Raw genomic sequence first — 19,085 nt, 5'->3', positions numbered from 1 at the left:
CAGAGCCGGGGGCTAAGGGGGGGAATTACATGCGTTCGACGACTTGGATACCGAGTAGGCCCAGGCCGCGGTCGAGCGTGCGGGCGGTGAGGTGACACAACGCCAAACGCGACTGCTTGGTCGCTTCATCCTCGGCCTTGAGCACCGGGCACTGCTCGAAGAAGCGGTGGTACCGCGTCGCCAACTCGTACAAATAGTTGCACAAGCGGTGCGGCTCGAGCGTGTCGGCCACGTTCTCCACCACGCCAGCGAACTGCAGCAGTTGCAACACCAACCCACGCTCGGCGGGTTCGCTCACCGCGAGTTGATCGCTGGCTAACCCATCAAAATCGATCTCGCCCTTGCGGAAGATCGAGCGGATGCGGGCGTAGCTGTAGAGCAGGTACGGCGCGGTGTTGCCCTCGAGCGCGAGCATGCGGTCCCAGTCGAAAACGTAGTCCTTCACCCGGTCGCTCGACAGGTCGGCATACTTTAGCGCACCCACCCCCACCGCCTGAGCGACAGCTTTGCGTTCGTCTTCGGGCAGATCGGGATTCTTCTCGGCGATCGCGGCCTCGGCCTTCGCCTCGGCCTCGTCAATGAGATCGACCAGGCGGATCGTCTCGCCGCTGCGGGTCTTGAACATCTTCTTGTCTTTGCCCAGCACCGAGCCGAAGCCGACAAAGTCCATTCTTACGGACTTCTCGATCCAGCCGTACTCGTAGAGCATCGTGGTGAACATCTCGACGTGCTGTTTCTGCGGCAGCCCGATCACGTACACCACCCGGCTCGCCCCGAGGTCGTGGGCGCGGTACATCGCGGCGGCGAGGTCGGTCGTCGCGTAGAGATATCCGCCATCCGCCTTGCGGACGATCATGGGCAGCGGCTCGCCGTCGCGGTCCTTGAAGTCGCCGGCGTAAACCACGTCGGCTCCCTGGCTCTTCTGCAACCGCCCTTCTTGTTCGAGGCGTTCGATGACGCCGGGCAGGCGGTCGTTGTAGAAGCTCTCGCCCTTGGCGTCTTCCGGCTGAATGAGCACGTTCAGGCGTTGATAGACCGTGTCGAAATATTGTTTGGAATCTTCGACTAGCGCCTTCCACACCGCGAGGGTTTCTTCGTCGCCGGCTTGGAGCAGGACGACGCGTTGCCGGGCGCGTTCGACGAATTCGGGTTCGTTGTCGAAGCGGAGCTTGGCCGCCTTGTAGATCTTGGTGAGTTCGCCGGGGGAGGCGTTGTCACTTCCGGGGGCGTGGGGGTCGAAGCCGGTGTCGAGCAGGTTGGTGATGAGCATGCCGAACTGCGTGCCCCAGTCGCCGAGGTGGTTCTGGCGGATGGTCTTGAGGCCGACGGCGTCGAAGGTGCGGGCGAGCGCGTCGCCGATGACCGTCGAGCGGAGGTGGCCGACGTGCATCTCCTTGGCGACGTTGGGCGCCGAGTAGTCGATGACGACGGTTTGCTGTGGATCGGCCTGAGCGATGCCCAGGTTGGCGTCGGCCGACATCGCGGCGGCTTGGGTACTGAGCAGCGCGGGATCGAGGGTGAGGTTGATGAAGCCCGGGCCGGCGATCTCGACGCGGATGAACAAACCATCCGAGTCGAGGGCGTCGACGATCTTCTCGGCGACGTCGCGGGGCTTTTGGCCGAGCTTCTTGCCCAGGGCCATGGCGAGGTTGGCCTGGTAGTCGCCGAACTTGGGGTTGTTGCTGGGGCGGATGACCGGGTCGGCGTCGGCGTGGTCGGGGCCGAGCGCGGCGGAAACCGCTTGCTGCAGGCGGGATTCGAGGGTGGATTGCAGGTCGCTCATATCGCGGGAGATGGTAGCAGGTGTGGTTGGGGGCGGGGCTGGGAGTGGGCTTGGGTTATGCAGGTTTGGTACCAGACGCTTCGCCGCGTTGCGGCTCAGCGTCGGCGTGGGGTTCTGTGGGGCTTGGGTGTGGGAATGCCTGTAAAACAACAACGCCGCGACGATCGCGGCGTTGCCGAAGGAGGTTTCGTTGGTGGCGGGGCGCTTATTCGTTGGGCGAATGGAAGTCGTCCATGCGGTCGGCGAGCTGGACCTTGAGGCGGGCCATGATCGAGCTGTGCATCTGGCTGACGCGCGACTCGGAGAGGTCGAGCGTGACGCCGATCTCTTTCATGCTCATCTGCTCGTAGTAGTAGAGCACGACGATGAGGCGCTCGGCCCGGCTGAGCTTGCCGGTGACCAGGTCCTTGAGGTTGCGGCGATGGCTCTCGGTAACGGGGCAAGCGGCGGTGTTGTCGGAGAGCACCTGGCCCAGGCCGGTGTAGCCGCCCTCGGCGTCGGGGGCGTCGGCACCCGCGGCGAGGCTGACGGTGCTGGTGAGCGAGCCGTCGCGAACGGTGAGCAGGAACTCTTTCCGCGACATGTCCATTTGCTTGAACAGTTCTTCTTCGTCCGGCTCGCGGCCGAGCTCTTTGGTGAGCGTCTGCTTGGCGGTGTTGAGCTTACGCGAACGGCTGCGAGCGAGGCGCGGGGCCCAGTCGATCGAGCGGAGGTAGTCGAGGACGGCCGAGTTGATCGATTGGGTGGCGAAGGTAGTGAAGCGGACGCCGCGTTCGGGGTCGAAGCGGTCGATGGCGTGCATCAGGCCGAACACACCTTCCTGCATGAGGTCGCCCGGATCCACTTCCGCGGGGAGGCGGCGGGAGATGCGTTCGACGACACGCTGGATCAGCGGGAGGTGGGCTTCGAGCAGGACGTCGCGGGACGCTTCGCTCTTGTCTTTGTGGTAGTTCTCCCAGGCCTGCTCGATCTCGTCCTTGGTGTGCTCCTCGGGAACAGGAGCGGCGGAGACCTTGGCGGGAACGGCTTCGACAGCCTCTTCTTCCTTCACGGCCGCCTTAGCGCGGGGCTTGGTCTTGGTCGCCGACTTCGCTTTAGATTTCGGGCTGGTTTTGCTTTTGACTTTAGGCTTGGTCGCTCGGGCCTTCACTGCGGTCATGTTGTCGTTCCCTGCTCGTTGATGTGATGGAGGCCGGTTGCGAGGGTTATCCGGACACTTCCGTGCCCAATGCACCCGTTCATCCATCGGTGATCTAAATTTGGGTCATGAGGAAAAAATAAAAAATTCAAGTATTTCGTTATCGGCGGTCCCGCTTATCCGTTGAGCTCTGCCAGTTCATTGGCTTTGTGCTGCAATTGGGCCTTCAAACGCAGCAGAATCGACGAATGCATCTGGCTGACACGCGATTCCGATAAGTCCAGGACCCGCCCGATCTCGCGCATCGTCATCGCTTCGTAGTAGTAGAGCACCACGATCATGCGCTCGTGACGGGAGAGGCCTTTGGTGACTAGTTCCTTGAGGTCCCGCCGGGAGATGGCGGACAGCGGGTTGATCTGACGGGTGTCTTGCAGCACGTCGATCTCGCCGAGCTCGCGGCCCGACTCTTCGGTGGTGAACCGGCGGGACAGCGACACGGTGCCCACGGCGGTGGAGTCGCGTTTGATCTTGGCGAACTCGTCACGGTCGACGCCGAGCTGTTGGCGGAGTTCGCTGTCGGTCGGGGCAACGCCGGTCTGTGCGGTGAGTGAACGGCGGGCCTTCTCGACCTGCGTCGAACGCGAACGCACGAGGCGAGGCACCCAGTCCAGGGAACGCAGCTCGTCGAGGATCGCGCCGCGGATGCGCGGTGCACAGTAGGTTTCGAATTTGATGCCACGCTCGGGGTCGAAGCCCTCGATGGCGTCGACCAGGCCGAAGGTGCCGGCGGAGATGAGGTCACCCAGCTCGACCGACTCGGGGAGCTTGAGGTGGATCCGCTGGGCGTTGTAACGCACCACCGGGAGGTAGAGCTCCATCAAGGCGTTGCGGTTCGTGCGGTCGGGCGACTCCCGGTACGCCGACCAGAGCGAGCTCGCGGTATCGCGGTCGACCGGTTCGAGTCGTTGATAGCGTTTTGCGGCTAATGCCAATCCCATGGGTCCATCCTTTGCCCGTTCCCGCCGTGATCCTTCACGGCCCCTGTCATTCGAAAGGGGAGGGACAAGCCCTCCACCCGCTCTCTACATTCTTAAAAGCGTCAGGCCGCTTCGGCCTGGGCTTGATTACCCGACGACTTGTCGAGCTCACGCGACACTGCGGCGAGGTCCATCTCTTCGCCGGGGATCGGGTGATCCAGTTTGTGCTGTTCGATATGCCGTTGCACGGTGCTCTGAGCGATCAATCCGATGACCAGTCCGATGGCGTAGCAGACGATCATCGTGAACAGAGCACGCAAGAAAATGGTTTGTAAAGGATTGCCGGCCATCATGCCGACAAGAATAGCCCCCGCAAAGCTGGTCAAGGCGAAACAAGTTGCGATGACTCGAGAGGTGATGGCCAGTACTCCGTTACCCGATGGCTATCTCATCCAAGCCCCGATCCATGAGGCTTCATGGAAGAATATACCTAATCGCGCGCACGAAAAAAGGCCTTTGCCTTGCGACGTGGAAAAATAAATGAAAAAGTTTAAAGTTAAGTGTCCTGAGTGATCAATGCCTCAACCAGGACGCCATTTTTTTAATCAACCCCGCGGACTGACGGCGCGGGTCCATCGCATGTCTATCCAGCCTGTGAGCAAGGCTTAACACGCATACGCTCGCTTTGGTGTTGGGCGTGTCGAGAACAAACGGACGGCGTTGTCGCACGGCGCGTGACACCTTGGCGTCGGTCACCACATGCCCTGCGTAATTTGGGGATAAACCAAGGAAGCGCTGACATACCCCATTGATTCGCGCAAAAACTGCGCGGGCCTCGGCTTCGTTTTCCACCATGTTCACCAGCAAGCGAATGTCGGGGTGCGAAGTCTGCGCGTTGATCGTTTTGATCACCGCGTAAGCGTCGGTGATTGAAGTCGGTTCAGGTGTGGTCACCACAAGCAAACGCTCCGCGGCCACACAGAAACTCAGCACGTTCGGCCCGACGCCCGCGCCGGTGTCGATGAGCAATACGTCGCAACTTGATTCGAGTCGGCGCATCTGCGCGTTGAGACGGTCGTGTTCGTGCGCGCTGAGGTTGGCCATGTTCGCCAGCCCCGAAGCGCCGGGGACCAGGCGGAACCCGCCGGGGGCGTCGACGATGATGTCTTCGAGCTCGCGTTGCCCCGCCACGACGTGGGCCAGCGTGGATCGGGCGTTGACGTTGCACATCACATCGGCGTTCGCGGTGCCCAGGTCCGCGTCGAGCAGGACAACGCGCCGCCCCAAGCGGGCGAGCTGCACGGCGAGGTTCACGGTGACGGTCGTCTTGCCGACGCCGCCCTTCCCGCTGGTGATCGCGAGGGTCTGTGCGAGGCGCGGCTGAGCGCGCGTCATCCCGGCGCCGCGTGGGCCGTTGGATTGTTCGTACTGTTCCACCAGGCCGCGCAACGCGGCCGCTTGATCGGCGACACTCATGCCAACACCTCCAAGCCCAACACCAACTCCGCCAATCGGCCCGAAGTGCAGGGCTCGATCTGGTGAGGGACCTCCTGCCCCGTCGTGATATAGCTCAACGGCTTGTTGACCCTTTGAGCAACGTTCAACAACACCCCGCAGGTCACCGCCTCGTCGATCTTGGTGAAGATCAGCCGATCGGTCTTGATCTGTTCGAAGCGTTCGATGGTCTCCAGCAGCACCCGCTGGGACGCCGTGGAGGATAGCACGAGGTGCGTCTCGTGGGGATGTGCGGTTTCGATGAGCTGCGCTAATTCGTCGAGGCGGTCGGCGTTACGCTGCGATCGGCCGGCGGTGTCGATCAGGACGACGTCGACGTGGGACAGGCGGGCCAGAGCGGCGGAAAGTTCCTCGGGGCTGGACACGACCTCGAGCGGCACGCCGATGATGCCCGCGTAGGTGCGCAGCTGTTCGACGGCGGCGATGCGGTAGGTGTCGGCGGTGATCAGGGCGACATTCTTGTTCTGCTTGAGCTTGAAAGTCGCGGCGAGCTTGGCGACGGTGGTGGTTTTGCCCACGCCCGTCGGGCCGACCAGGGCGATGGTGCGGGGGCGGCCGTCTTCGGTGGCTTTGAACTCGCCGGCGTCCGGATCGGTGGGCAGCAGCTTGGCGACCTCATCACGCAGGGCCTGCTGCACATCATCGGTGGCAGACGAGTCGAGGCCACGGATCAGCTCGTTGGCGAGCTCGCAGGCGATCTCCTGCTGGATCAACGCGGAGTAGTGCTCGACCAGCGGGTCGGGCAGCTTTTCTTCGGGCGGGGCCTGGGCGAAGACCTCAGCTTTCTTCTGGCTCTGCACGACCTGTTCGACGAGCTGCTTCACCGCCTGGAGGTCCTTGGCCATCTGCGCATCCTGCTGCGTGCTGGGCATCGGCGCTGGCATGGCGACCGTCGGGGCGGCGGGCGTGTAGGTGTCGGCGGCTTCGACGGCGGCGGGCGTGTCGAATTGCGTGCGTGCGGCCTGGTACGTGCGTCGGATCAGGTCGCCCGCGGTCTGCTCTTCGACGGGCGTGGTGGCGGTGATGTTGCTGCGTTCGCGAACTTCGGCGGCGGCGGCTTCGCGGAGGGCTTTAACCCGGGGCGATTGCTGGGCTTCGCGTTGGCGTTGCCGGGCCATCTCGCGGCCGTCGGCCGCGGTGACTTCGATCAGCGTCTTGGCGCCGATCCCAAGCACGCCCCCACGCTTGATGGTGCGGGTGTGCAAGACCACGGCGTGCTTGCCGATCTCTTGTTTAACCAGAGCCAATGCCTCGGCCATGGTGCGTGCAGTGAACGTACGGATCGTCAACGACTAGCCCCTTGCAATGATGGCGCATCGACCGGTCCCGGCGCGGTCAATGGCGGTTCTGACGGATTCGGTGTTTCGGCCGAGGACTGGATCAGGCCTAAAGATTCGACCTCGACGCCTTTGCTAATCTCGTTATACCCCAGAACGGCACACGTCGGGAGGTGCGGCTCGATCAACGATCGCACCTGGGCCCGGACCTGCGGCGACGCGAGCACCACCGGGTTGTGGCCCGCGCCGATGAGCCGCTGAACTTCTTCGATGATCGCCGCGGTGATGCGGTTGGCGACGACGGGCGGCATGGACATGCTTGTGCCCTCGGCCGAGCGATCGATGTAACCCAGGATCTGATCTTCGAGCGCCGGGTCGAGGCTGACGCAGTAGAGCTTGGTGATGCCCGGGCCCTGCATGCCGGGGTCGTTGGTGTCGGCTTCCTGCACGGTGTACTGGCTGCACACGGTGCGCCGCAGCGCGTTGCGGACGTATTCGGTGAGTACGTCCAGGTCCTTGGTACGCGGGGCCCACTCGCCGAGCGTTTCGACGATCGTCGCCAGGTCGCGGACGGGGACCCGCTCGCCCAAGAGGTTCTGCAACACCTTCTGCAGGTCCGACGGCTTGACCAACGGCGGGTCGCCTTCGAGCACGGCCTCGGTGAGTTTGGGGGCTTTCTCCTTGAGCTGGGTGATGAGGTTGTTGGTCTCTTCGAAGTCCAGCAGCTCGTCGGCGAAGTTCTTGACGACCTCGGTGAGGTGGGTCGCGAGGACGGACGTGGCGTCGACGACGGTGTAGTTGAGCGACTCGGCCCTTTGTTTTTGGCCGGCGTCGATCCACACGGCGTTGAGGCCGAAGGCGGGCTCTTTGACGCGGACGCCCTTGAGCTCGCCGTTGTCGGGCGAGGCGAGGCCGCCGTCCATCGCGAGGAACTGGCCGGGGTAGACCTGGCCCTGGGCAACGCTGTTGCCGCGGATCTTGAAGTGGTAGTCGTTGGGCTGGTGCTGCATGTTGTCGCGGATGCGCACCGGCGGCATCACGAAGCCCTGCTCGGCGGCGAGCTGGCGGCGGATCATGGTGATGCGGTCGAGCAGGTCGCCGCCCTGCTTGGTATCGACCATGCGTACCAGGCCGTAGCCGACCTCGAGCTCGAGCGTATCGACGCCCAGGGCCTGTTCGATCGGCGGGGGCTCGTCCTTGGCGGCGTCCTGCTTCTTCTGCTCGTCCGCCTCAGCGGCGGCCTGTGCAGATCGGTTGCGGCTGGCGAAGAATGCCATCACCCCGCAAACCAGGGCCAAGGCCATCATGGGCACGGTGGGCAACCCGGTGAACGCCATGGCGGCGAGGAACGCGGCGGTGATGCCGAGCGCCGCGCCGCGGCTGGCGAGTTGTTCGGAGAGTTCTTCGCCGAAGTCGCGCCGGCTGCCCGAGCGGGTGACGATCAAAGCGGCACCGATCGAAACGACGAAGGCGGGGAGCTGCGAGACCAAGCCGTCGCCGATGGTGAGCTTGGTGAAAACGTCCATCGATTCGCCCGCCGACCAGCCCTTCATCGCGATGCCCACGGCGAAGCCGCCGATGATGTTCACGATGGTGATGATGATGCCGGCGATCGCGTCGCCGCGCACGAACTTGGCGGCACCGTCCATGGCCCCGTAGAAGTCGGCTTCCCGGCCGATGTCTTCGCGGCGTTGGCGGGCGGTCCCTTCGTCGATGATGCCGGCGTTGAGGTCGGCGTCGATCGCCATCTGCTTACCGGGCATCGCGTCCAGGGTGAACCGCGCGGCGACTTCGGAGATGCGGGTCGCACCCTTGGTGATGACCACGAACTGCACGATGATCAGGATGATGAACAGGATCGCCCCGACGACGATCGACGAGCCGGAGACGAACTCGCTGAACGCCTCGATCACTTTGCCCGCCACGGCCGTGGCCTCGCTGGGCGAATTCACATCGGCGGCGAGGATCAGACGCGTGGTAGCGATATTGAGCACCAGGCGGAACAGGGTCGTGCCCAGCAGCAAGGCCGGGAACACCGAGAATTCCAGCGGCGACTTCACGAAGATCGTCGTCATCAGGATCAACGCCGCCAGCGCGATGTTCGTCGCGATGAGCATGTCCATCAGGAACGGCGGCAGCGGAACGACGATCACCGCGATCAACCCGATCACCGCCCCGGGCACCAGCAACGGCCGATACCGGTCGAGCCGGTTCAGCCAAGCGGGCAGGGGTGAGGAGGTGACTTGGGCCATGGGGTCGTAAGAGAGGAAGTTTGGTTAAAGAGAGTGCCTGATTTCGGATTTACGATTTCGGATTTCGGAAAACTTGAGTGGCGGGATTCCGAAATCCGAAATCCCCAATACGAAATCCCTTACGCGACTTTGTTTCCGCTGAGGCGATAGACGTAGGCCAAGATTTCCGCGACGGCGGCGTAGTGTTCCTGCGGGATTTCTTCGCCGACCTCGACGCCGGCGTACAGCGCACGGGCCAGCGGCTTGCGTTCGACCAGCGGGATGCCATTCAGCGCGGCGATCTGCCGGATACGCATGGCCATGAAGTCGGCGCCCTTGGCGATGACCTTCGGGGCCTGGTTTTCGTTTTTGTCGTACTTGAGGGCGATGGCGTAGTGCGTGGGGTTGGTGACGATCACGTCGGCGTTGGGCACGGCCTGGGCCATCCGCTGCATGGCGAGCTGGCGGGCGACGCGGGCCCGGCGCTGCTTGACCATCGGGTCGCCGTCCATGTCCTTCATTTCTTGCTTGACCTGCTCCTTGGTCATCATCAGGTCTTTGTTGTGCTGCCACTTCTGGTACCAGTAGTCCAGCAGGGCGAGCACGATCAGCAGCGCCGCGAGGATCATGGCCAGTTCGAACACCATCCGAGCGCTGACGATGAACGCCTGCACCGACGAGAGCTCGGCCAGGTGCAGGATCTTTTCCATGTCGCGGTAGATCACATAGCCCGCGACCGCGCCGATGAGGATGAACTTACCGATGCTCATCACCAGACGCACGGCCGAGCGGGCGCTGAACATCTGCTGGATGCCCTTGATCGGGTTGAGCTTCTTGGGGTCGGGGACGAGCGGCTTGCCGGTGACCAGGAAGCCGACCTGCCCCACCACCGCAACGAGCCCGGCGGCGGTCACGATGAGCAGCAGCGGCGCGAGCATCGCGATCAACGCCCGCATCGAATACGCACTAATCGCCCCGAGGTCATCGATCCTCGCGGGGTTGGAGGTGTGAGCGCCGGTCAGCAGCGTCTCGACGGTGTGCCGCATATTGGAGAAGACGCGCAGCCCGAAGACCTGGAGGCCGATGATCGCGGCGAGCAGCATGACCGCGGCGGTGAGGTCCTGGCTCTTGGCCAGGTTGCCGTCGTTGCGGGCCTCGGTCTTGCGGCGCGGTGTCGCCTGTTCGGTTTTGTCTTGCCCGGTCTCGGCCATCCTAGCCTCTCGGTGCGCCTCAGCATCCTGCTTTGGCGAGTGAACTTAGTACTCTAACTAGTTCATCGTAAAAATGGACAAGACTTGTTGAAGAGTTTCTTGCAAAGTGTCGCGAAAGACCGTCATCGTCGCCGTGGCACCCACGACCAGGACCAGGGCGCCCGCCAGGATGTAGAAAATGAAGCCGACGCTGAGGATGTTCATCTGCGGGACGGTCCGCCCGATGAAGCCCATCGCCACCCGCAGCAGGAACAGGATGCACAAGAGCGGCATCGCGATCCGCAGCGCCATGTCGAACATCACGTTGAGCAGCCCCACCACCAAACCGACGGCCGAGCTCATCTCGACGCCCGTCGTGCCGAACCCGCCGATGGGGATGAGCTCGAAGCTGCCGACGAGGGTGAGCAGGATCGCGTGGTGCCCGCCGATGATGAGGAAGACGGTCAGCCCGGCCAGGAAGTAGAGCTGGCCCATCACGCCCGCCTCGGCATCGAGATCGGGGTTGAACACGCCGCCGGCACTGATGCCCATCTGCTGGTCGATGACCTGACCGCCGATCTGCATGCCGATGAGCGGCAGCGAGGCGCAGTAGCCGATCACGTAGCCCATCAGCAACTCGATCGCGACGATGGGCAGCAGGTTCCACAGCGACAGCGTCAGCATGCCCGAGGCGTCGGTGCCGATGATCCCGGCCAGCGAGGCGGAGGCGGTGTGGCCCTTGGCCATAAGCATCGGGTACACGCACAGCGAAAGCCCAACGATCATGAACACCTTGACGATCCGCGGGATCGTCCGGCTGCCGAACACCGGGGCGAGCAGAAAAATGCCCGTCAGCCGGAACAGCACCATCAGCCACGCGGGCAGGTGATCGATCAGCGGCGTCAGGTTCACCATGCGCCGGTCCCAGAAATATGCAAGACGCCAAGATGAATGGTGCTTTGGATTTCCCTTGACGTCTTGGCCTCTTGGCGTCTTGGCGTTGAATGGCTCCAATCAAGATCGAGCATTCACCAACCTCCGAACATGCGAGCGGAGAAGTCCATGATCTTCGTGAAAGTCCAGGGCGCGGTCAGGATCGCGACAACGCCCATCCCCAGGATCTTGGGGACGAAGCTCAGGGTCTGCTCCTGCAGCTGCGTGGCCGCCTGGATCACGCTGATGACCAGACCGACAGCCAACGCGACCAGCAGGATCGGGGCCGAGAGAAACAACATCAGCGTCAGCGTCTCACGCACGAGTTGGATGGCTTGGTCGAATGGCATATTTCGTTTCTCTTAGCCCCGGGCTCTGCCCGGGGGGCGTGTTTTCCGCCTGCGACAGCCCCCGGGCAAAGCCCGGGGCTAATGGGCGTGCGCCTATGTCGTCACCCCCGGCACCGCAAAACTATTGAGCAGGTTGCCGGCCACGAGCCGCCAACCGTCCACCAACACAAACAACAACAACTTGAACGGCAGCGAGATGAAAATCGGCGGGAGCATCATCATGCCCATCGAGATCAACACACTGCTGATCACCATGTCGATCACCAAAAACGGCAGATACAGCCGGAACCCCATCAGGAACGCCACCTTCAGCTCGCTCAGAATGAACGCCGGTACCAGCGTGATCATGTCCACATCCTTGCGGCGGAGCTCTTCGGGGTTGGACGTGTCCTGCCCGCGGTACTCCATGAACATGTACACGCTGTCCCAGTTGTTCGCGTGGTCGATCTGATCAAACATGAAGTCGCGTAGCGGCTGCTTGGTGCGTTCCCACGCCTGGATCTGATCGATCTGCCCCGCCTGCAGCGGCTGCAGCGCCTCGCTGTTGATCCGCTCGAACGTCGGCATCATGATCAACACCGTCATGAACAACGACAGCCCCACCAACACCTGCGACGGCGGGAGCGCCTGCGTGCCCACCGCCTGACGCAAGAGCGCCAACACGACAATGATCCGCGTGAAACTGGTGCACATCACCAGGATCGCCGGGGCGAGCGACAGGACGGTCAGCAGAAGAACGATCGAGAGCGAAGCGCTCAGGCCGCCATCGACCGACGGGGCGTTCTGCGCCGAAGGGTTGCTGTCCGTGCCGGAGCCGATCGGCAAGGCGCTGTCGGCGTTTTCCAGGATCGAGATCGGGTTAAACGGGTCCAGCGGCGCGTTGCCTCCGTCGGCTGCGGGCGCATCCTGACCCAAGGCGGCGGTGCCGAACAGCGCCACGATGTACATCGCCACCACGAGCCCCACGTACCGCTTCACACCGCCCCCCCTCTGCCGCCGAGGTTGCGCAGTTTCGAGGCCAGGCCCGAGAGCGAATCGCGGGTGCGGTCGAGGTGGACCTCGCTCGCGTCGCCGCCTTCGAGCCCGACGCGGGCCTTGCCGTCGTATTCCGTGTTGAACCGCGAGACCAGCGAGTTGAAGTTCTTGCTCACGCTGCGGTCGCTGTGCGTGCTCACCGCCTGTAGCAGCGACGCGACTTCTTCGGGGTCCGTCACGTCCGCCAGCGTGTTCAGCCCCGACGAGGAATCACCCACCACCAGCACCCGCTGGCCCACACGCAGCAGCAAGACGTGGTTCTTCGGCGCGACCGGCGTGCGTGACAACACCTCGACCACCGGCGACGGCCTTGCGACCACCGCCCCGCCCATCTTCGTGTAAAGCCAACGCGCCCCGAAGATCATCGCGATCACGACGCCCAGCGCCGCCAGAGTCGACAACGCCCAGCCCCCGGCCGGCGGCTCGATCGAAGCGGCGCTGTCATCCACCTGCGCCGCGAACCCCAGCGGGGTATCTTCGATCTCGGCCGACTCTGTGTCCACCGACTCGGCCGCCACCGGCTTGGATGATTCGTCCGCCGCCCCGGCGTAACGCTCGGCCAACTCCGCCAGTCGTTGCTCCGCCCCTTCGGGTGCGACCCCGTTGGAAGCCTCCTGCGACCAGGCCGACACCGATAGCAGCGCGCAAAGCAGCAGCGCAGCGAGTCCGTGGGGAAAAATGAAGTTCGGTGTCCGGTGCACGTGGCCCTCCTGGCCGGGGTGCTTCTCGGGGTGTTCGTGTGTTGGTTCGCGAGGCGGGCATCCTGCCACACCATTGCGCACACGTGTTATTCAGTTCGGTCAGCCGTCGCTGTTGGCTTCGGCGTTCATCGCTTCGGGCGTTTCCTGTTCCGCGTTCTGCTCGTCGGCTTGCTCCGCGGCGTCCTGCTGTTCCTGCTTGACCACTTCGGCCTGCTCTTCAAGATCCGCCAAGATCTCGCTGACACGGATGCAGAAGTTGTCGTTGAGTACCAGTACTTCGCCGCGAGCGACGATCCGGCCGTTGACGTACACGTCCACTGGGTCGCCGGCGAGCTTGTCCAACTCTACCACACTGCCGGATTGCAGTTTGAGCACGTCTTCGACCAACATCTCGGTCCGGCCGAGCTCGATCGAGACATCCAGGTCCACGTCGCCGAGCAGGTCGATGCCGCGGTCGGTATCGGGAACGGGCCCGCCCCCCACCGCCGCGGTGATCTCATCGACCGAGGACTGGGCCTCGGCCAGCATCTGAGAGATGAACTCGTCGTCGGCGACTTCGGGTTGTGCTTCTTCTGCCATGGTGCTGATGCGTTAATTGAATTCCATCAAAGCCCGGACCGACACGGCCCGTCGCTGCGGGCCCGCATCGTACGCTCTCAGATCAGTAGTCCGAGGCGAATTCCATACACTTGGTGATCAGGACTTCCTGAATGAAAGGCTCTTCGTTTTCATCATTTCCGAAACGGTTTTCTAACGCCGCGCTCACCTGGCGGGTCAGCGTCGCCAGCTCCTGCTCACGCAGGTGCGAGGGCTCGGCCCGGCGGAAGATGGTCGTGATGTCCTTGGTGATCGAAGCCTGCATGGCTTCTTTCTTCATCGTCATCGTGTCGAAGTGCTTCTGTTTGGTGACGATGTAGATCTCGGTATCGTACATGAAGCTGCGGCCGGACTTGGTGTTCTGGAACTTGCCAGTGAGCACCAGGATCTCGGCGGGCTCTTCCAACGCGGCCAACTCGTCGACCACGCCCGGCTCGGCCTTCACCTCGGACGGGCCGCCGCTGAACATGAACAGCGCCACGATCGCCACCGCTTCGATCAGCAGCACGGCCGCCACCGCGATGATGGGCATCAGCGGCAAGCCTTTTTTCTTGGTTTCTTCGCCGCCCTCGGGAGCGGCTTCGGGGGTTTCGTCTGCCATGATGAGTTCTTATGCCTGCAATTCGGGTCTGTATTAGCTTCGGCTACCGGTCTCGGGTTCGGTGAAATCTTGTTTCAACGATTCGCTGACCAGCACCTCAACCCGGCGGTTCTTCTCGGCGTCGTCCGTATCCGCAGCCCGGGCGTCGAGCGGCTCGCGATCGGCGTTCGCCGTCAGCCGGAAGCGGGCGGGGTCGATCTCGAGTTCCTGGGTCAGGTAATCGAAAACCGACTTCGACCGGGCGTGGCTGAGGTGCCAAAGGTCCGAGAACGTGCCGTTCCCGCCCTCGGGCATCTCCAACGACGCGGCGTGGCCACGCAGTTCCACCAGGTTTTCCCAGCCCTTGAACACTTCAGCGAGCTGGCGGAGGCTTTCCTTGGCCTCTTCGGATAGATCGGCTGATCCGGGCTCGAAGGTTATTCGGCCGCCGGTCGCAATCATCATGCCCTCGCGAACCTTGGTCACCTGCGGCTCACGGCCCTCCTGTCCGGGGTCCTTGGTGTTGCTGCGGTTGGGCACTTTCTCCTGTTTGAGTCGAAGCGCGTCGAGGCGTTCAATGAGCGACAGGGCCGGGTCGTCGGTGATGGGGATCTTGCCGCCGCCGCCCATCATGCCGAACGCCTGCTGGATGTGCTCGATGACCGCCTGGAAGGTTTCGTCTTTCTTGATTTCGCTAAACGACACGATGAGCACGAAGAAGCACAGCAGCAGCGTCATCATGTCGCCGTAAGTCGTCATCCACTCGGGGGCACCGGCGGGCGGGCATTTGCATTTGTCAGCCATAAGCCAATTTCAGATTTGCGATTTCAGATTTCAGATTGAAACGGCTTTCAACATTTGAAATCTAAAATCTGAAATCATAAATCCCTACGCCGCGTCTTCGTCAGCCGCCGGCCGCATCGCGGGCGGCAGGAACGTCCGCAGCTTCTGTTCGACCACGCGGGGGTTGTCGCCGCTCTGGATCGACATCACACCTTTCACGATGATCGTCTTGTACATCACTTCCTCGGCCGAGCGTCGCCCCAAGCGGTCGGCCATGGGGCCGGCGAGCATGTTGCTGACCATCGCGCCGTACATCGTGGTGAGCAGCGCGACCGCGAGGCCGGCACCGATCGCACTGGGGTCCGACAGGTCGGCGAGCATGGCGACCAGGCCGACGAGCGTACCGATCATGCCCATCGCCGGGGCGTACTTGTTAATCGCTTCCCAGAGGCCCTTACTGGTTTCGTGCCGCTCGACGAGGGTGTCGAGGTCGTTGATCATGATCTGCTCGATCAGCTCGGGGTCCGTGCCGTCGACGGCCATCTGGATGCCCTGAACGACAAACGGGTCTTCGATTTCTTTGCAGGTGGCTTCGAGGCTGAGGATGCCGTCGCGGCGGGCGATCTCGGCGTAGCTGACCATGTCTTCGATCAGCTTCTCGATCGAGCCGGACTTCCAGAAGAAGGCTTTCTTGGAGGCCCCGATGATGTTCTTCACGTTGGCCGCCGGGAAGCAGAAGAACACGATCGTCATCGACGCGCCGCAGACGATCACGACCGACGGGATATCGACGTACATCCCGATGTTGCCGCCCGAGCCGCTGAACAGCGCCCACGCCACCAGCGCCCACGTGCCGAGGAAACCAAATAGTAAGCCTAAATCCATGACAGTCCTCAACCCCGCCCGTCCATGGCGGGAGCCAGTGGTTTATCGGCCGTCCAACTCCGAAAGATTGAGAAACACGAAACCGCCTCTCCACGTATGCCGCCCCGATCGCCCGGCCCATTGAACCGCGGTCACGAAGGCGGGTTCAGCCGACGCAGGCTTCGGCCGTAATCGATCGCGAGCTCGACCACATCCTGCATGGGCTCGCGCACAATGAAATGGTCGCCGTTGATCAGCGTGATCGTCGTATCGGGGTTCGATTCGACGGTGCGGATCAACTCGGCGTTGATGACGAACTGTTTGCCGTTAAGGCGGGTGACGGTGATCAAATCATGGTCCCCATTAGCCCCGGGCTCCGCCCGGGGACGCGATCACCCTTGCCCCCGGGCCGAGCCCGGGGCTAAAGGTGGCGATGACTTACCGAACGAGTGTCAACAGTTCCTGGATCAGGTCGTCGCTGGTCGTGATCACCCGGGAACTCGCCGAGAAACCGGTCGAAGCGGTGATGAGGTTGACGAACTCCTCCGACAATTCCACGTTCGACAGCTCCAAGGCCCGGGAGACCACGCTGCCGGCCCCGGCAACACCGGCCGAGACGATCGCGGGATTGCCCGAGTTGTTCTCGGCTTCGTAGAGCGAGCCGCCGACCTGCCGCAGGCCGTTGTTGTTGGCGAAGGTCGCCAGCGGCACCTTGCCGAGCGTGCGGCGGAGGCCGTTGGTGAACGAGCCGGTGATCACGCCGTCGAGGCTGATGTCGAAGTCTTCGAGGCTGCCGATCGGGAAGCCATCCTGGGACAGCGTCCGCAACTCGGTGCTCTGGTCGACCAGCGCGGTCACCGAGCCGAACGGGTCGGTGAACGCCAGGGCGATCTGCAACGGGTTCTCCGCACCGGTGTTGGCCCGGTCGAGCGTCAGCCCGGCGTTGTTGAGCCCGATGAACTGGCCCTCGGTGTCGAAGTTCGCGGTGCCCGTGCCCAGGAACGTGTCGATGTCGGTGTCGTCCTCGGCGGTGGCGCTGAAGCTCCACTGCGTTCCGTTGGCGTCCTTGGTCACCAGCGTGGTGACGAGGTTGACCGTCAGCGGGTTGCCCAGCGAGTCGAAGGCGGCAAAGGTGGTCAGGGTCGATTCGCCGTCGGCCTGCTGGCTGGTGTTGAGCTGCAGGGGCGTCGAGGGCGCGGTGCCCTGGTTCACGATGAGGTTGGTGTCGTCGAAGCTGATGCCGTTGGCGCTGCCGACGTTGCCGGTGACGCTGAGCACCCCGCCGGCGATGGACACACCGGCCGGGACGGCGGTCTGATCGATCCCGAAGATGTTGTCGAGGAAGTCGGCGAAGTCCTGGAGCGTGGTGCCGTTGGCGTCGGCGTTCACGCCGAGGGTCGGCGCGGCGTTGATCTCGAAGGTGCGGTCGGGGATTGCCGAGCCGCCGCGGGTCGCGCCGCTAATGGTGATCACGTCGCCCAAGGCGAACGGGTTGGTCAGGTCGGCCTTGGTGAGCGCGGTCAGCGCGGTCGCTCCGGTCGCGGGCACGGTGGCACCGGCGTCGGAGAAGAGCTGCTCGAAATCGGTGATCGAGCCCTGCGTGGCGATGTCGCCGCCGGCGTTCAGGTTGCCGGCGAACTTCACCTCGGTGGTCGGGCTGGCGATGGTGGTGACGCCGATCGGGATGGTGATGTCGGTGAGCACGCCCTCGACCACGTTGAAGTCTTCGTCCACGCCGTAGCCCTGCACGAGTCCGCCGGCGGCGGTGGTGAGGTTGAAGTCGCGGTCGAGTGAGAAGTTGCCGTTGCGGGTGAAGCGTTGCGAGCCGTTGTCGTCCACCACGAAGAAGCCGTCGCCCTCGATGGCGAGGTCGGTGGAAACGCCGGTGGAGCTGAGCGCCCCGTTGGAGAAGTCGGCGGTGATCGAACCGAGGCGGGTACCCAAGCCGACCTGCGCGGGGTTGGTGCCGCCGATCTGGCCCGAGGGCGCCGAGCCGGAGCGGGGCGTCTGGGCGATGGCGGTCTCGAAGTTCACCCGGCTGGACTTGAAGGCGTTGGTATTGACGTTGGCGATGTTGTTACCGGTGACGTCGATGGTCTGCGAGTTGGCGGCGAGGCCGGTCAGTCCGGTGTAGAGCGATGTGGTCAGTCCCATGAGAATCCTCTGCGGTTGTGCGCGGTCGCTTCAGGTCAGGCGGCGGCGTGGGGTGGGGTCGTTGCGTTGGGCGAGGCTTGTTGGCGTTGCTGCGCGATCAGCTCGCGGAGCCCGGGGTTTTCGATGCGGCCGAAGGCGGCCAGGGTGTCGAGCGGGTCGGGTGCTTTGGCGGCGGTCGCTGCGGGCTCGGTGGTCTCGGCGATGGCTTGGACCGGTTGCCCCTCACGCACGGACGCCAGCAGCGTGTCGAAGTCCTGGGCTTCGAACGGCAGCTCGCCGGTCTTCACCCCGGCCACACCGCCGGTCGGCTTCACCGGCGACACGGGTCGCACCGTCGGCTCGAGCAGTCGCAGTAGGTCCGTGCCCTTGGTCACAGCGTCGACTCGGCCTCCTCGTCCGGGGTGTTCGAATCGGTGTTATTTCCGTTAAGCAGGCCCGCGAGCGCATCATTGATCGCCTGGACATTCGCGTCGTCGGTCGCGGTGGTCTGCGGCGTTGCGGCGGACGGGGCCACGCTCGACACGCTGGTCACGTTGCTGAACTCGATGGTCGACCCGCTCTCGAGCTGGAGCTGCGACTTGTCGTCGACCACGCGGACCGAGGAAACAATGCCGGTGACGTTGAGTCCGCTGTTACTCAGGCCCTCGACCTCGCGGCCGATGAGCGAGCCCGCCTGGCCGATGGAGTTCTGCAACACCAATGCTTGGAGCTGATCCTGCAGCGACAGATCGCTCTCAATGCTGCGGAGGCTGTTGAGCTGTTCGAGCGTCGCGGAGGTGTCGTTGGGCTCGAAGGGGTCCTGGTTGGACAGCTCTTCGAGGATGATGTTCAGCCACTCCTCACTGGAGACCTCGGCGAAGGGGTTCGACGCGCCGGCCTCGACCCGCGGCGTCTGCGCGACGGCCTGGGCATCGGAAGTGAAGGAGATCAGCGGGTTGTTGGTCGTCGATGAGATGGCGGACATCGGATGTCTCCAA

At 63.5% G+C, this 19,085-nt stretch carries 20 protein-coding genes; all 20 read right to left on the bottom strand.

Annotation, left to right across the window (positions count from 1 at the left end):
• Nucleotides 1–25 precede the first annotated feature (25 nt).
• The 20 genes from argS to HNQ40_RS12920 all read right to left on the bottom strand — a co-directional run bounded on the left by argS (nt 26) and on the right by HNQ40_RS12920 (nt 19,072).
• A complete protein-coding gene (gene argS / locus HNQ40_RS13015; protein WP_184678258.1) occupies nt 26–1,783 on the bottom strand; it encodes an arginine--tRNA ligase in 1,758 nt (585 codons plus the stop codon).
• A 205-nt stretch (nt 1,784–1,988) separates the two neighbouring features.
• On the bottom strand, nt 1,989–2,942 hold the full coding sequence (locus HNQ40_RS13010) for a sigma-70 family RNA polymerase sigma factor (RefSeq protein WP_184678257.1): 954 nt from the start codon (nt 2,940–2,942) through the stop codon (nt 1,989–1,991).
• A 155-nt stretch (nt 2,943–3,097) separates the two neighbouring features.
• Nucleotides 3,098–3,919 carry a FliA/WhiG family RNA polymerase sigma factor gene (locus HNQ40_RS13005; RefSeq protein ID WP_184678256.1) on the bottom strand — a complete coding sequence of 274 codons (822 nt, stop codon included), beginning with the start codon at nt 3,917–3,919 and terminating at the stop codon, nt 3,098–3,100.
• 101 nt (nt 3,920–4,020) lie between these two features.
• Nucleotides 4,021–4,218, bottom strand: a complete 198-nt coding sequence (locus HNQ40_RS13000; protein WP_184678255.1) for a hypothetical protein — start codon at nt 4,216–4,218, stop codon at nt 4,021–4,023.
• Between the two features lie 253 nt (nt 4,219–4,471).
• Nucleotides 4,472–5,374 carry a MinD/ParA family protein gene (locus tag HNQ40_RS12995; protein ID WP_184678254.1) on the bottom strand — a complete coding sequence of 301 codons (903 nt, stop codon included), beginning with the start codon at nt 5,372–5,374 and terminating at the stop codon, nt 4,472–4,474.
• The gene (flhF, locus tag HNQ40_RS12990; RefSeq protein WP_184678253.1) at nt 5,371–6,702 is read right to left on the bottom strand and encodes a flagellar biosynthesis protein FlhF; all 1,332 of its coding nucleotides are present in this window, start codon (nt 6,700–6,702) and stop codon (nt 5,371–5,373) included. Before flhF ends, HNQ40_RS12995 begins: the two co-directional genes overlap by 4 nt.
• Nucleotides 6,699–8,942, bottom strand: a complete 2,244-nt coding sequence (gene flhA / locus HNQ40_RS12985; protein WP_184678252.1) for a flagellar biosynthesis protein FlhA — start codon at nt 8,940–8,942, stop codon at nt 6,699–6,701. Before flhA ends, flhF begins: the two co-directional genes overlap by 4 nt.
• Nucleotides 8,943–9,061: 119 nt before the next feature.
• Nucleotides 9,062–10,132, bottom strand: a complete 1,071-nt coding sequence (flhB, locus tag HNQ40_RS12980; protein ID WP_184678251.1) for a flagellar biosynthesis protein FlhB — start codon at nt 10,130–10,132, stop codon at nt 9,062–9,064.
• 57 nt (nt 10,133–10,189) lie between these two features.
• On the bottom strand, nt 10,190–11,026 hold the full coding sequence (locus HNQ40_RS12975) for a flagellar biosynthetic protein FliR (protein ID WP_184678250.1): 837 nt from the start codon (nt 11,024–11,026) through the stop codon (nt 10,190–10,192).
• A gap of 113 nt (nt 11,027–11,139) precedes the next feature.
• The gene (gene fliQ / locus HNQ40_RS12970; protein WP_184678249.1) at nt 11,140–11,394 is read right to left on the bottom strand and encodes a flagellar biosynthesis protein FliQ; all 255 of its coding nucleotides are present in this window, start codon (nt 11,392–11,394) and stop codon (nt 11,140–11,142) included.
• 93 nt (nt 11,395–11,487) lie between these two features.
• Complete coding sequence (gene fliP, locus HNQ40_RS12965; RefSeq protein ID WP_315852778.1) at nt 11,488–12,372, bottom strand: flagellar type III secretion system pore protein FliP; 885 nt, start codon at nt 12,370–12,372, stop codon at nt 11,488–11,490.
• The gene (locus tag HNQ40_RS18650; RefSeq protein WP_184678248.1) at nt 12,369–13,130 is read right to left on the bottom strand and encodes a FliO/MopB family protein; all 762 of its coding nucleotides are present in this window, start codon (nt 13,128–13,130) and stop codon (nt 12,369–12,371) included. The genes fliP and HNQ40_RS18650 overlap by 4 nt, the downstream gene beginning before the upstream one ends.
• Before the next feature lie 99 nt (nt 13,131–13,229).
• Nucleotides 13,230–13,709 carry a flagellar motor switch protein FliN gene (fliN, locus tag HNQ40_RS12955; RefSeq protein WP_184678247.1) on the bottom strand — a complete coding sequence of 160 codons (480 nt, stop codon included), beginning with the start codon at nt 13,707–13,709 and terminating at the stop codon, nt 13,230–13,232.
• 82 nt (nt 13,710–13,791) lie between these two features.
• Nucleotides 13,792–14,328: a hypothetical protein gene (locus HNQ40_RS12950; RefSeq protein ID WP_184678246.1), complete on the bottom strand. Its 537-nt coding sequence runs from the start codon at nt 14,326–14,328 to the stop codon at nt 13,792–13,794.
• A gap of 33 nt (nt 14,329–14,361) precedes the next feature.
• On the bottom strand, nt 14,362–15,111 hold the full coding sequence (locus HNQ40_RS12945; protein WP_184678245.1) for an OmpA/MotB family protein: 750 nt from the start codon (nt 15,109–15,111) through the stop codon (nt 14,362–14,364).
• 84 nt (nt 15,112–15,195) lie between these two features.
• Nucleotides 15,196–15,975 (bottom strand): motility protein A, encoded by a 780-nt coding sequence (locus HNQ40_RS12940; RefSeq protein WP_184678244.1) that lies wholly within the window; start codon nt 15,973–15,975, stop codon nt 15,196–15,198.
• A gap of 131 nt (nt 15,976–16,106) precedes the next feature.
• The gene (locus HNQ40_RS12935) at nt 16,107–16,304 is read right to left on the bottom strand and encodes a flagellar FlbD family protein (RefSeq protein ID WP_184678243.1); all 198 of its coding nucleotides are present in this window, start codon (nt 16,302–16,304) and stop codon (nt 16,107–16,109) included.
• A gap of 88 nt (nt 16,305–16,392) precedes the next feature.
• A complete protein-coding gene (locus tag HNQ40_RS12930) occupies nt 16,393–18,108 on the bottom strand; it encodes a flagellar hook protein FlgE (protein WP_184678242.1) in 1,716 nt (571 codons plus the stop codon).
• Nucleotides 18,109–18,143: 35 nt separating this feature from the next.
• Entirely contained in the window at nt 18,144–18,482 is a 339-nt protein-coding gene (locus HNQ40_RS12925) for a hypothetical protein (protein WP_184678241.1), read from the bottom strand.
• Nucleotides 18,479–19,072 carry a flagellar hook capping FlgD N-terminal domain-containing protein gene (locus tag HNQ40_RS12920; protein WP_184678240.1) on the bottom strand — a complete coding sequence of 198 codons (594 nt, stop codon included), beginning with the start codon at nt 19,070–19,072 and terminating at the stop codon, nt 18,479–18,481. The genes HNQ40_RS12925 and HNQ40_RS12920 overlap by 4 nt, the downstream gene beginning before the upstream one ends.
• Nucleotides 19,073–19,085: the final 13 nt, after the last annotated feature.

The organism is Algisphaera agarilytica, assembly GCF_014207595.1.
Classification (GTDB): Bacteria; Planctomycetota; Phycisphaerae; order Phycisphaerales; family Phycisphaeraceae; genus Algisphaera; species Algisphaera agarilytica.
Note: the sequence above shows the minus strand (reverse complement) of the source record. Positions and strands in the feature narration are given on the sequence as shown.

Excerpts from the sequence above, each read along its gene's own strand:
- argS (WP_184678258.1), bottom strand. The coding sequence starts at position 1,783 with ATGAGCGACCTGCAATCCACCCTCGAATCCCGCCTGCAGCAAGCGGTT.
- HNQ40_RS13010 (WP_184678257.1), bottom strand. The coding sequence starts at position 2,942 with ATGACCGCAGTGAAGGCCCGAGCGACCAAGCCTAAAGTCAAAAGCAAA.
- HNQ40_RS13005 (WP_184678256.1), bottom strand. The coding sequence starts at position 3,919 with ATGGGATTGGCATTAGCCGCAAAACGCTATCAACGACTCGAACCGGTC.
- HNQ40_RS12995 (WP_184678254.1), bottom strand. The coding sequence starts at position 5,374 with ATGAGTGTCGCCGATCAAGCGGCCGCGTTGCGCGGCCTGGTGGAACAG.
- flhA (WP_184678252.1), bottom strand. The coding sequence starts at position 8,942 with ATGGCCCAAGTCACCTCCTCACCCCTGCCCGCTTGGCTGAACCGGCTC.
- flhB (WP_184678251.1), bottom strand. The coding sequence starts at position 10,132 with ATGGCCGAGACCGGGCAAGACAAAACCGAACAGGCGACACCGCGCCGC.
- HNQ40_RS12975 (WP_184678250.1), bottom strand. The coding sequence starts at position 11,026 with ATGGTGAACCTGACGCCGCTGATCGATCACCTGCCCGCGTGGCTGATG.
- fliQ (WP_184678249.1), bottom strand. The coding sequence starts at position 11,394 with ATGCCATTCGACCAAGCCATCCAACTCGTGCGTGAGACGCTGACGCTG.
- fliN (WP_184678247.1), bottom strand. The coding sequence starts at position 13,709 with ATGGCAGAAGAAGCACAACCCGAAGTCGCCGACGACGAGTTCATCTCT.
- HNQ40_RS12950 (WP_184678246.1), bottom strand. The coding sequence starts at position 14,328 with ATGGCAGACGAAACCCCCGAAGCCGCTCCCGAGGGCGGCGAAGAAACC.
- HNQ40_RS12945 (WP_184678245.1), bottom strand. The coding sequence starts at position 15,111 with ATGGCTGACAAATGCAAATGCCCGCCCGCCGGTGCCCCCGAGTGGATG.
- HNQ40_RS12940 (WP_184678244.1), bottom strand. The coding sequence starts at position 15,975 with ATGGATTTAGGCTTACTATTTGGTTTCCTCGGCACGTGGGCGCTGGTG.
- HNQ40_RS12930 (WP_184678242.1), bottom strand. The coding sequence starts at position 18,108 with ATGGGACTGACCACATCGCTCTACACCGGACTGACCGGCCTCGCCGCC.
- HNQ40_RS12920 (WP_184678240.1), bottom strand. The coding sequence starts at position 19,072 with ATGTCCGCCATCTCATCGACGACCAACAACCCGCTGATCTCCTTCACT.